Raw genomic sequence first — 12,153 nt, forward strand, 5'->3', positions numbered from 1 at the left:
ATGCAAAAACGTCTCACATTGCTCGGCTCCACGGGCTCGATCGGCGACAGCACGCTCGATGTCGTGGCGCGGCACCCGGACCGTTTCTCGGTCTACGCGCTGAGCGCTCACCGCAACGGCGACAAACTCGTTGCCCAGTGCCTGAAATTCCAGCCCGAAGTGGCGGTCGTCGGCGATGCCGAAACCGCCGTGCGCGTCGCCGCGGCGTTGCGTGCTCAGGGCTGCAAGACGGAAGTGACGCACGGACCGGAAGCGCTCGTCGAGGTCGCCCGCGCGGCGTCGTGCGATACGGTCGTCGCGGCGATCGTCGGCGCGGCGGGCCTCGCGCCCACGCTTGCCGCCGCGCGCGCCGGCAAGCGCATCCTGCTCGCGAACAAGGAAGCGCTCGTGATGTCCGGCCAGATCTTCATGGACGCGGTGCGCGACAACGGCGCGATCCTGCTGCCGGTCGACAGCGAGCACAACGCCGTGTTCCAGTGCCTGCCGCCTTGCGCGGACAAGGAAGCGAAGCTCCACGGCGGCGTGTCGAAGATCATTCTGACGGCATCCGGCGGCCCGTTCCGCACCCGCGAACCCGCGACGCTCGTGAACGTCACGCCCGAAGAGGCCGTCAAGCATCCGAACTGGGCGATGGGCCGCAAGATCTCCGTCGATTCCGCGACGATGATGAACAAGGGCCTCGAAGTGATCGAGGCGCACTGGCTGTTCGATCTGCCCGGCTCGCGCATCGAAGTGCTGATCCATCCGCAAAGCGTAATCCATTCGATGGTGTCCTACGCCGACGGCTCGGTGCTCGCGCAACTCGGCAATCCCGACATGCGGACGCCGATCGCGCACGCGCTGGCGTATCCTGACCGGGTGGACTCGGGCGTGGCGCCGCTCGATCTCGCGCAGATCGCCTCGCTTACGTTCGAAAAACCCGATTTCGCGCGCTTCCCTTGCCTTGCGCTGGCCATCCAGGCGCTGGAAGCGGGCGGCATCGCGAGCGCCGCGCTGAACGCGGCGAACGAAATCGCCGTGGAAGCGTTCCTCGAGCGCCGCATCGGCTTCATGGCGATCGGCGGCGTGGTGGAGCGCGTGCTGAACACGCTGCCGAACACGAGCGCCGCCACACTGTCCGACGTCCTCGCCGCCGATGCGAACGCACGCCGTCTCGCATCCCGTTTCGTCGCTGAGCTCACCGCGAGCGCGCCGGGCGCCGAACCCATCGCCCATTGAGGCCGTCATGAACTTTCTGACCGAAATCGTCGCCTTCGTCGTTGCGATAGGCGTACTCGTCGTCGTCCACGAATTCGGTCACTACAGCGTCGCGCGACTGTGCGGCGTGAAAGTGCTGCGCTTCTCGGTCGGCTTCGGCAAGCCGCTCGTGCAGTGGGTCAGCAAGAAGACGGGCGTCGAATGGACCATCGCCGCGCTGCCGCTCGGCGGCTACGTGAAGATGCTCGACGAGCGCGAGATCGACCCCGACAGCGGCACGAAGATTCCCGCCGAGGACTTGCCGCGCGCCTTCAACCGTCAGAGCGTGGCCAAACGCATCGCGATCGTCGCGGCGGGGCCCATCGCCAACTTCCTGCTCGCAATCGCACTGTTTTCCGCCGTGTTCGCGGCCGGCGTGACCGAGCCCGCGGCGATCGTCTCGCAGCCCGCGCCGGACACGGCGGCGGCGCACGCAGGCTTCGAAGGCGGCGAGAAGGTTCTTTCGATGCGCGACGCGCAAGGCGGCGAGGCGCATCCGATCCGCTCGTGGTCCGACCTGCGCTGGAAGCTGCTCGATGCGTCGTTCGATCATCGGCGCATCGTGCTGACGGCGAAGACGCACGACGGCACCTTCGATTTCCCGATGAGCGTCGCCGCCATCACCGATGCCGACGCCGATCAGGACTTCATGGACAAGCTCGGCTTCACGCCGGGCGGCGGCACGCTGACGGTCGCGGGTGTGGAAGCGGGCAGCGCCGCGCAGAAGGGTGGCCTGAAGGCCGGCGACACGCTGCGCGCGATCGACGGCCGCAATGTCGACAACGCGACGAGTTTCATCGACTACGTGAAGGCGCACGGTGCGAAGCCCGTGACGCTCGTGATCGAGCGCAACGGGCAGCGGGAATCCGTGCAGATCGTGCCGGACCTGAAGCGCGATGCGTCGACGGGCAAGGATATCGGCCGCATCGGCGCCGCGCTCGCGAATCAACTGCCGACCGTGGACGTGCGCTATGGTCCGCTCGAAAGCGTGCGCCTCGGCGTGAACCGCACGTGGGACATCAGCGTCTACTCGCTGCGCATGTTCGGGCGGATGATCATCGGCGAGGCGTCGCTCAAGAATCTTTCCGGGCCGGTCACGATTGCCGACTATGCGGGAAAGAGCGCGAGACTCGGCGTAACCGCCTTTATTTCATTTCTTGCGCTCGTCAGTATCAGTCTCGGAGTGTTGAACTTGTTACCGATTCCGGTATTGGACGGTGGGCATCTGTTATATTATTTGGTTGAGGCTGTTACCGGCAAAGCCGTATCCGACCGCTGGCAGCTGGTTCTGCAAAGGGCGGGCCTGGTCTGCATCGTCGCGCTTTCGATGATCGCACTGTTCAATGACCTCGCTCGTCTGATTCGTTTTTGATCCACTTTGACAATTTCTGGCGGCGTCTCTCGAGCGACCGCCGGAACGAATGCAGCTTTAAATACTGGGGAAGCACGTTGTTCAAACCTCATCGCTTTGTTCCTAAGACGGCTGTGGCCGCGGCGCTCGCCGCAACGGGCATGGCGGCGCACGCCACCACGCCGTTCGTCGTGCAGGATATTCGGATCGACGGTCTCCAACGGATCGAACCGGGCTCCGTCTTCGCTTATCTGCCGATCAAGCAAGGCGACACCTTCACCGACGACAAGGCCTCCGAAGCGATTCGCGCGCTCTACGCGACGGGCTTCTTCAACGACGTTCAGATCGCTACCGAAGGCAACGTGGTGATCGTGCAGGTGCAGGAGCGCCCGGCCATCTCGGCCATCGACTTCGCGGGCCTGCACGAGTTCGACAAGGACAATCTCACGAAGGCGCTGCGCTCGGTCGGCCTCTCGCAAGGCCGCTCGTACGACAAGGCGCTGGTCGACAAGGCGGAGCAGGAGCTCAAGCGCCAGTACCTGACGCGCGGCTACTACGCGGCGGAAGTCACCACTACGGTGACGCCGGTGGACCGCAACCGCGTCGCGATCCTGTTCTCGGTGGCCGAAGGCCCGAGCGCGAAGATCCGCCAGATCAATTTCGTCGGCAACAAGGCGGTGAGTTCGGGCACGCTGCTGAGCGAAATGCAGCTCTCCACGCCGAACTGGTTCTCCTGGTACACAAAGAGCGATCTCTACGCGAAGGAAAAGCTGACGGGCGACCTCGAGAACGTGCGCTCGTACTACCTGAACCGCGGCTACCTCGAGTTCAGCATCGATTCCACGCAGGTGTCGATCTCGCCGGACAAGAAGGACATGTATCTGACGATCGCCGTGCATGAAGGCGAGCCGTACAAGATCAGCAGCATCAAGCTTTCGGGCAACCTGCTCGACCGCGAGGCAGAGCTCAACAAGCTCGTCAAGATCAAGCCGGGCGAGCGCTTCTCGGCCGAGAAGCTGCAGGCGACGACCAAGGCGATCGTCGACAAGCTCGGCGAATATGGCTACGCGTTCGCGCAGGTCAACGCGCAGCCGGCGATCGATCAGGCCGACCACACGGTGGCGCTGACGCTGCAAGTCGACCCGAGCCGCCGCGTATATGTGCGGCGCGTGAACATCGTCGGCAATACGCGCACGCGCGACGAAGTGGTGCGCCGCGAAATGCGCCAGCTCGAAAGCTCGTGGTTCGATTCGAGCCGCCTCGGGCTGTCGAAGGACCGGATCAACCGTCTGGGCTACTTCACCGACGTCGACGTCACCACGACGCCGGTGGAAGGCACGAACGACCAGGTCGACGTCGACGTGAAGGTTGCCGAAAAGCCGACCGGCGCGATTACGCTGGGCGCGGGCTTCTCGTCGACGGACAAGGTGGTGCTCTCGGCAGGCGTGTCGCAGGACAACGTGTTCGGTTCCGGCACGAGTCTCGCGGTCAACGTGAACACGGCGAAGACGTACCGCACGCTGACGGTGACGCAGGTCGATCCGTATTTCACGATCGACGGCATCAAGCGCATCACCGACGCGTACTACCGCACGTATCAGCCGCTGTACTACTCGACCGATTCGAGCTTCAAGATCATCACGATGGGTGCGGACACCAAGTTCGGCATCCCGTTCTCCGAGCAGGACACGGTGTTCTTCGGCGTCGGCGCCGAGCAGAACACGATGGATCTGGACTCGGCCACGCCGCAGTCCTACCAGAACTATGTGAACGAGTTCGGCCGCGTGGTGAACAACTATCCGCTGACGGTCGGCTGGTCGCGCGACAATCGCGACAGCGCGCTGGTTCCGAGCCGCGGTTATTACGTCCAGTCGAACGCGGAATACGGCACGCCGCTCGGCAACACGACCTACGCGAAGTTCGACGCGCAGTTCCAGTATTACTATTCGTTCGCACGCGGTTTCGTGCTCGGCTTCAACCTGCAGGGCGGCTACGGCAAGGGCCTGCAAGGCCAGACGTACCCGATCTTCAAGAACTACTACGCGGGTGGTATCGGTTCGGTGCGCGGCTACTCGCCGAGCTCGCTGGGTCCGCGCGACTCGAAGACGAACGATCCGATCGGCGGCTCGCGCATGGCGGTCGGCAATATCGAACTGACGTTCCCGCTGCCGGGCACGGGTTATGACCGCACGCTGCGCGTCTTCACCTTCCTCGATGCCGGTAACGTCTGGGGCGACCCGAACCAGGGCGGCACGAGCTCCGGCGCGAACGGCCTGCGCTACGGCTACGGTGTGGGTCTCGCGTGGATCTCGCCGATCGGCCCGCTCAAGCTGAGCCTGGGTTTCCCGCTGCAGAAGCACGAAGGCGACCAGTATCAGAAGTTCCAGTTCCAGATCGGTACGGCTTTCTAAACGGCATGCCGACGAACGCGAACTTCATTCAATCAGACGTAACGTGAGGAACACTTTGGGAACCGGTAAGCATTCGAAACATATGGCGCTGGCGCTTGCGTTGTCGATGGTTCTCGGCCTGGGCACGGCGATGTCCGCCAGTGCTCAGGAAGCGCGCATCGCTGCGGTCAATTCGGACCGCATCCTGCGCGAATCGGCTGCGGCGAAGGCTGCGCAGTCGAAGCTCGAGCAGGAGTTCTCCAAGCGTGACAAGGCGCTGCAGGACATGGCGCAGCGCCTGAAGTCGATGTCGGACAATATCGATAAGAGCGGCGCCTCGCTGGCGCCGACCGATCGCGCCGCGCGTCAGCGCGACCTCGCGCAGCTCGACGCCGATTTCCAGCGCAAGCAGCGCGAATTCCGCGAAGACCTGAATCAGCGCCGCAACGAGGAACTCGCGGCGGTGCTGGACCGGGCGAACAAGGTGATCAAGCAGATCGCGGAGCAGCAGCACTACGACCTGATCGTGCAGGAAGCGGTGTACGTGAGCCCGCGCATCGACATTACGGATCAGGTGCTGAAGGCGCTTGCCGCGAGTTCGGCTGGCACGGGCTCGAGCTCGAACTGACGAGGACTGAGACGAGATGGCATCAGGCATGACGATCACGCTCGACGAGCTGGTGAAGCGCTTCGGTGGCGAGGTGGTCGGCGAGGGCGCGCACGCAGTCGGGAGTCTCGCGCCGCTCGACAAGGCCGGCCCCGGGCAGCTCGCGTTTCTCGCGAATCAGAAGTATCTGCCGCAGGTGGAAACGACGCGCGCCGGCGCGGTATTGATCTCTCCCGCCGATCTCGAGAAGGTGACGAATCGCGCGGGCAGCAACTTCATCGTCACGCCGAATCCTTACGCGTATTTCGCGCGCGTGGCGCAGGCGTTCATCGATCTGGCAACGCCCAAAGCCACGCCGGGCGTGCATCCGAGCGCGACGATCGATCCCGACGCAAAAGTCGCGGCGAGCGCCGTGATCGGGCCGCATGTGACGGTCGAGGCGGGCGCGGTGATCGGCGAGCGCGTGAAGCTGGACGCGGGCGTGGTCATCGGCCGCGGCGTGAAGCTCGGCGACGACGCGCATCTGTATCCCAATGTCACCGTCTATCACGGCTGCAAGCTCGGCGCGCGCGTGATCGTGCACGCGGGCGCGGTGATCGGCGCGGATGGCTTCGGCTTCGCGCCGGATTTCGTCGGCGAGGGCGATGCGCGCACTGGAAGCTGGGTGAAGATTCCGCAGGTCGGCGCAGTCGATATCGCCGCTGACGTCGAAATCGGTGCGAATACAACGATCGATCGCGGCGCGATGGCGGACACCGTCATCGAAGAATGCGTGAAGATCGACAATCTGGTGCAGATCGGCCATAACTGCCGCATCGGCGCGTACACGGTGATCGCCGGTTGCGCGGGCATCGCGGGCAGCACGAGCATCGGCAAGCATTGCATGATCGGCGGCGCGGTGGGCATCGCGGGCCATGTGACGCTCGCGGACTACGTGATCGTGACGGCGCAGTCAGGCGTCTCGAAGTCGCTGCTGAAGCCCGGCATGTACACGAGCGCGTTTCCGGCCGTGCCGCATGGCGACTGGAACAAAAGCGCGGCGATCATGCGCAATCTGGACAAGATGCGCGAGCGCATCAAGGCGCTGGAATCAGCGCTGACGGACGCAGGCAAAGGCGGCGCATAAGCCAGGCGCGTCGGTCAGACGAAGCGCCGAAGCAGAATCAGGCGTGGGCCGGTCGGAACCGCCCAAGAGACAAGCAATCCCGGGCGGGCGTCGCAGACGGCCCGCCATCCAATTTCCGCGCCCGACACGCGCGTGAGCAGAACGACCATGAGCACAGAAAAAATCAATCTCGATATCCACAAGATCCTCACGCTGCTGCCGCATCGCTATCCGATCCTGCTCGTGGATCGCGTGCTCGAACTCGAGCCGCACAAGAGCATCAAAGCGTTGAAGAACGTGACGATCAACGAGCCGTATTTTCAGGGCCACTTCCCGACACGGCCGGTCATGCCGGGCGTGCTGATCCTGGAAGCGCTCGCGCAGACGGCCGCGTTGCTGACCTTCGCGGAAGAGCCGCACGATCCGGGCAATACGCTCTACTACTTCGTCGGCATCGACGGCGCGCGCTTCAAGCGCGTGGTGGAGCCGGGCGATCAGCTGATCCTCAACGTTCACTTCGAGCGGTACATGCGGGGCATCTGGAAGTTCAAGGCGCGCGCCGAAGTCGACGGCGCGACGGCCGCCGAAGCCGAGCTCATGTGTACCGTCAAGACCACGGACGCCTGAGCGCGCATTTGCGTCCGCTCCGCGTCCATCCGCGTTCATCGAAACAAGCAGCACGAACAGCATAGGCGAAAAGCGCATGAGCAAGATTCACCCAACCGCGATCGTCGAGCCGGGCGCTCAGCTCGACGAGTCCGTCGAAATCGGACCGTACGCGATCGTCGGTTCGCACGTCGTGATCGGCGCAGGCACGACTGTCGGCTCGCACAGCGTGATCGAAGGCCACACGACCATCGGCCAGGACAATCGCATCGGCCATTACGCGTCGATCGGCGGCCGTCCGCAGGACATGAAGTACAAGGGCGAGCCGACGCGTCTCGAAATCGGCGACCGCAACACCATCCGCGAATTCACGACGCTGCACACGGGCACGGCGCAGGATCAGGGTCTGACGTCCATCGGCAGCGACTGCTGGATCATGGCGTACGTGCACGTCGGTCATGACTGCCGCCTCGGCGACAACGTCATCATGTCGAGCAACGCGCAACTGGCCGGGCACGTGATCGTCGGCGATCACGCGATCGTCGGCGGGATGTCGGGCGTGCATCAGTTCGTACGCATCGGCGCGCATTCGATGCTCGGCGGCGCCTCGGCGCTCGTGCAGGACGTGCCGCCGTTCGTCATCGCGGCCGGCAACAAGGCGGAGCCGCATGGCATCAATGTCGAAGGTCTGCGCCGCCGCGGCTTCACGCCCGACGCCATTTCGGCGTTGCGCTCGGCGTATCGGATCGTCTACAAGAGCGGGCTTTCGCTCGAAGAAGCGAAAGTGCAACTGAAGGAACTGAGCACGGCAGGCGGCGAGGGCGATGCGCCCGTCAAGGCTTTCTCGGACTTCATCGCGGCGTCGCAGCGCGGCATCATTCGCTAGCCGCGCCGCCTGATGACCCTGATCACCAACCCGCCACGCCTCGCGATGGTCGCGGGCGAGCCTTCCGGCGACCTGCTCGCGGCTTCGCTGCTCAAGGGCCTGAGAAATACGCTGCCGGAAGGCACGCGCTATAGCGGCATCGGCGGCCCGCGCATGAAGGCTGAAGGCTTCGAAGCGCACTGGCCGATGGACAAGCTGACTGTGCGCGGCTATGTCGAAGCGCTGAAGCATATCCCCGAGATTCTCGGCATCCGCAACGAGATCAAGCGGCAATTGCTTGCCGAGCCGCCGTCGGTGTTCATCGGCGTGGACGCGCCCGATTTCAATTTCGGCCTTGAGCAGCCGCTGCGCGAAGCGGGCATTCCGACCGTGCATTTCGTGTGTCCGTCGATCTGGGCGTGGCGCGGCGGACGCATCAAGAAGATCGTGAAAGCGGTCGATCACATGCTGTGCGTGTTTCCGTTCGAGATCGCGCTGATGGAGAAGTCGGGCGTGGCGGCGAGCTACGTCGGGCATCCGCTCGCCGACGAAATCCCGCTCGAACCCGACGTCATGGGCGCGCGCCGCGAACTCGGTATCGCGGAAGGCGGACCGGTGATCGCCGTGCTGCCGGGCAGCCGCCGCTCGGAAATTTCGCTGATCGGCCCGACCTTCTTCGACGCGATGGAGCTGATGCAGCTTCGCGAGCCCGGCGTGCGCTTCCTGATGCCTGCGGCAAACCCGGCATTGCGCGAACTGTTGCAGCCGCTCGTGGACGCGCATCCGCAGCTGTCGCTCACGATTACCGACGGCCGCGCGCAGACCGCGATGACCGCCGCCGACGCGATTCTCGTGAAAAGCGGCACGGTGACACTCGAAGCCGCGCTGCTCAAAAAGCCGATGGTCATCTCGTACAAGGTGCCCTGGCTGACGGGACAGATCATGAAGCGGCAGGGTTATTTGCCGTATGTCGGCTTGCCCAACATTCTGGCGGGCCGTTTCGTCGTGCCGGAAATCCTTCAGCACTTCGCGACGCCCGAAGCGCTCGCCGACGCGACGCTGAAACAGTTGAACGACGAAGCCAACCGCCGTACCCTGACGGAAATCTTCACCGACATGCACATCGCGTTGCGCCAGAACACGTCGCACAAGGCGGCGGAGGCGGTCGCGCGGGTGCTCGACACGCGGAGGCCGCGATAATGGCGGCAAGACGATCGGCTCAGGCGGGACTCGATTTCAGCTCGCCGTTCGACATCATTTGCGGCGTGGATGAGGCCGGGCGCGGTCCGCTGGCCGGTCCGGTCGTCGCCGCGGCCGTGATCTTCGATCCCGACAGGCCGCGCATCAACGGCCTCGACGATTCGAAGGCGCTGAGCGCGAAGAGGCGGGAAGAGCTCTACGAGAAGATCGTCGATCGCGCGCTCGCGTATTGCGTCGCGTCGGCGAGCGTCGAGGAAATCGACACCATCAACATCCTGCACGCGTCCATGCTCGCGATGAAGCGCGCGGTGGAAGGGCTTTCAGTTGCGCCGACGCTCGTCAAGGTCGATGGCAACCGCTGTCCGGTGCTGTCGATCCGCGCGGAAGCCATCATCGGCGGCGACGCGCTCGTCAAACAGATTTCGGCGGCGTCGATACTCGCAAAAGTCACGCGCGATCGCATGCTGGTCGAGCTTCACGAAACGTTTCCGGTGTACGGCTTCGACGCGCATTCCGGCTACGGCACGCCGCAGCATCTGAAGGCGCTTCGCGAGCACGGGCCGTGCGAGCATCATCGGCGTTCGTTCGCGCCGGTGCGCGAGGCGCACATGCTGTTCGGCTCGGTGTTGCCCGAGATCGCGCCTGAAGTGCTTCAGGCCGCTTCGACGCTCGCGGACGACCCGGACGCGCGCGCTTTCTAAAGCGGCACTCAATTCAACGTGAAATCCATCACTTCGCGGGACAACCCGCTCTACAAGCGCATCAAGGCGCTTGCCGGCTCGACCGCGCAACAGCGCCGCAGCGGCCACGCGCTGCTCGAAGGGCTGCATCTCGCGTCCGCTTATCTCGACGCAGCCGGACAGCCCGAAACGTGCGTTGTGACCGAGGGCGCGCTGACGCATGCGGAAGCGCGCGATATCGTTGCGCGTATCGAGGAAAGACGCGTCGTCGTGTTGCCCGATGCGCTCTTCGGACAGCTTTCGAGCGTCGTGCATGGCGTGGGAATGTTGCTGCTCGTCGACAAGATCGATGCGGAGCTGCCCGCGCGCATCGCCGAAACCTGCGTGATTCTCGACGGCGTTCAAGACGCGGGCAATGTCGGCTCGATCCTGCGCAGTGCGGCGGCGGCGGGCATCACGCGTGTGTTCTGCGCGCCGGGAACGGCGTACGCGTGGTCATCGAAAGTCCTGCGCTCGGGCATGGGCGCGCACTTCCTACTGGATATTTTCGAAGACGTGGACTCCGCGGATCTGATCGCGCGGCTGGATGCGCCCGTGACGATCACCGATTCGCACGGCGCGGTCGCGCTCTACGATTGCAATCTGTCGGGCGCCCTTGCGTGGGTGTTCGGCAACGAAGGCGCGGGCGTGTCGCAGATCTGGCGCGATGCCGTGACGCATCGCGTGACCATTCCGCAACCGGGCGGGATGGAGTCGCTCAACGTTGCGGCTGCGGCGGCGATCTGTCTTTTCGAGCAGTGCCGCCAGCAGCGCTGACGCGAATCAATAGTAGGACGGCCGTTCCGGCTTGATTTCCTGCAGGATGGTCGTGGCGATTTCCTCGATCGACTTGTGCGTCGATGAAAGCCACTTGACGCCCTCGCGCTTCATCATCATTTCCGCTTCGTTGATCTCGTAGCGGCAATTCTCCAGCGCCGCGTACTTGCTGCCCGGACGGCGCTCGTTGCGGATCTCGGAAAGTCGCTGCGGATCGATCGACAGACCGAACATCTTCGCCCGATGTTCGAGCAGCGGCGTGGGCAGCTTGCCGCGTTCGAAATCCTCGGGAATCAACGGATAGTTCGCGGCCTTCACGCCGTATTGCATCGCGAGATAGAGACTCGTCGGCGTTTTACCGCTGCGCGACACGCCGACCAGAATGACGTCGGCGTCGGCGAGATTGCGGTTGGACTGGCCGTCGTCGTGGGCGAGCGAGAAGTTGATTGCCTCGATGCGATTCTTGTATTCCTCGGTGTCCGCGTTCTGGTGGACGCGGCCCATCGCGTGCGTCGACTTCATCTCGAATTCGTGTTCGAGCGGCTCGATGAAGGTCTGGAACATGTCGAGCACGAGCGCATTGCAGCCCTTGACGACTTCGTTCGACGCGCTGTCGACGAGCGTCGTGAACACGATGGGGCGCCGCCCGTCGAGCGTGACGACCTCGTTGATCTTCTCGACGGTCGCGAGCGCCTTGTCGATCGAATCGACGAACGGCACGCGCACGAGCCGGAATTTTTGATCGAACTGGGCGAGGATCGAATGCGCGAAGGTTTCGGCAGTGATCCCGGTCCCGTCGGAAACGATGAATACGGAAGGCGGCATTGGCGAAAAGACCAAATGGGGAACGAGTTGGGGCGGGTACGCTCAAACGGTATCACGCGCGGACAGCGCCACGGAAACGCGAGGCACGGCGGACCCGAGCGCCTGTGTTACATTGGTTGCCCTGCGGTGTGCGCCGGCGAACCGGGCGGCGCGAAAGACCTCGATTTTGCCGTGGAATTACTGTCTCTGCCGAACCAAAATTGAGAATCGGCACGGTAGAATAGCGGCAACCTGTTCGATAAGCAATTGCGGACAAATTGATTCGGATTTTCGTCAAATCGCGGTCGGTTCGTCGGTTTTGGCAGCAAAAACCCACGGTTTCGAGCAGATTTCAGACGTCCCGCCTCTTTTTGCAACGCGCGCCGGCTCCGGCGATGCACTCCCCGATGGTTTATCAAACAGGTTGTACGAGATGCGCCGGCGCTTCCAATGAGCGCCGCCGCATATGAGCCCACTCGTGCGATCGTGAATT

12 protein-coding genes are annotated in these 12,153 nt (G+C 63.9%); 11 read left to right on the forward strand and 1 reads right to left on the reverse strand.

Features of this window, described 5'->3' with window-relative positions; translation table 11 throughout:
* The 10 genes from NK8_RS05790 (at position 1) to NK8_RS05835 (ending at position 10,856) form a co-directional block, all read left to right on the forward strand.
* Positions 1-1,218 carry a 1-deoxy-D-xylulose-5-phosphate reductoisomerase gene (locus tag NK8_RS05790; protein ID WP_213228005.1) on the forward strand — a complete coding sequence of 406 codons (1,218 nt, stop codon included), beginning with the start codon at positions 1-3 and terminating at the stop codon, positions 1,216-1,218.
* A 7-nt stretch (positions 1,219-1,225) separates the two neighbouring features.
* The gene (gene rseP, locus NK8_RS05795; RefSeq protein ID WP_213228007.1) at positions 1,226-2,608 is read left to right on the forward strand and encodes an RIP metalloprotease RseP; all 1,383 of its coding nucleotides are present in this window, start codon (positions 1,226-1,228) and stop codon (positions 2,606-2,608) included.
* 77 nt (positions 2,609-2,685) lie between these two features.
* Entirely contained in the window at positions 2,686-4,998 is a 2,313-nt protein-coding gene (gene bamA / locus NK8_RS05800; protein ID WP_061175650.1) for an outer membrane protein assembly factor BamA, read from the forward strand.
* A gap of 82 nt (positions 4,999-5,080) precedes the next feature.
* Positions 5,081-5,605 (forward strand): OmpH family outer membrane protein, encoded by a 525-nt coding sequence (locus NK8_RS05805; RefSeq protein ID WP_162065467.1) that lies wholly within the window; start codon positions 5,081-5,083, stop codon positions 5,603-5,605.
* Between the two features lie 28 nt (positions 5,606-5,633).
* On the forward strand, positions 5,634-6,710 hold the full coding sequence (lpxD, locus tag NK8_RS05810) for a UDP-3-O-(3-hydroxymyristoyl)glucosamine N-acyltransferase (protein WP_213228505.1): 1,077 nt from the start codon (positions 5,634-5,636) through the stop codon (positions 6,708-6,710).
* A 147-nt stretch (positions 6,711-6,857) separates the two neighbouring features.
* Positions 6,858-7,316, forward strand: coding sequence for a 3-hydroxyacyl-ACP dehydratase FabZ (fabZ, locus tag NK8_RS05815; protein ID WP_061175647.1), 459 nt, complete (start codon positions 6,858-6,860; stop codon positions 7,314-7,316).
* A gap of 76 nt (positions 7,317-7,392) precedes the next feature.
* Positions 7,393-8,181, forward strand: coding sequence for an acyl-ACP--UDP-N-acetylglucosamine O-acyltransferase (lpxA, locus tag NK8_RS05820; protein WP_162065468.1), 789 nt, complete (start codon positions 7,393-7,395; stop codon positions 8,179-8,181).
* A gap of 12 nt (positions 8,182-8,193) precedes the next feature.
* Positions 8,194-9,360 carry a lipid-A-disaccharide synthase gene (gene lpxB, locus NK8_RS05825; RefSeq protein ID WP_213228009.1) on the forward strand — a complete coding sequence of 389 codons (1,167 nt, stop codon included), beginning with the start codon at positions 8,194-8,196 and terminating at the stop codon, positions 9,358-9,360.
* Entirely contained in the window at positions 9,360-10,061 is a 702-nt protein-coding gene (gene rnhB / locus NK8_RS05830; protein ID WP_213228011.1) for a ribonuclease HII, read from the forward strand. Before lpxB ends, rnhB begins: the two co-directional genes overlap by 1 nt.
* An 18-nt stretch (positions 10,062-10,079) precedes the next feature.
* On the forward strand, positions 10,080-10,856 hold the full coding sequence (locus tag NK8_RS05835; protein ID WP_213228013.1) for an RNA methyltransferase: 777 nt from the start codon (positions 10,080-10,082) through the stop codon (positions 10,854-10,856).
* Positions 10,857-10,862: 6 nt separating this feature from the next.
* Here NK8_RS05835 and NK8_RS05840 read toward each other — a convergent pair whose 3' ends face one another.
* Positions 10,863-11,681: a pyruvate, water dikinase regulatory protein gene (locus NK8_RS05840; protein ID WP_213228015.1), complete on the reverse strand. Its 819-nt coding sequence runs from the start codon at positions 11,679-11,681 to the stop codon at positions 10,863-10,865.
* Between NK8_RS05840 and NK8_RS05845 the strand changes: the two genes are divergently transcribed.
* A complete protein-coding gene (locus NK8_RS05845; RefSeq protein WP_213228017.1) occupies positions 11,662-12,114 on the forward strand; it encodes a hypothetical protein in 453 nt (150 codons plus the stop codon). The genes NK8_RS05840 and NK8_RS05845 overlap by 20 nt on opposite strands.
* Positions 12,115-12,153 lie beyond the last annotated feature (39 nt).

Source organism: Caballeronia sp. NK8, assembly GCF_018408855.1.
Lineage (GTDB): Bacteria > Pseudomonadota > Gammaproteobacteria > Burkholderiales > Burkholderiaceae > Caballeronia.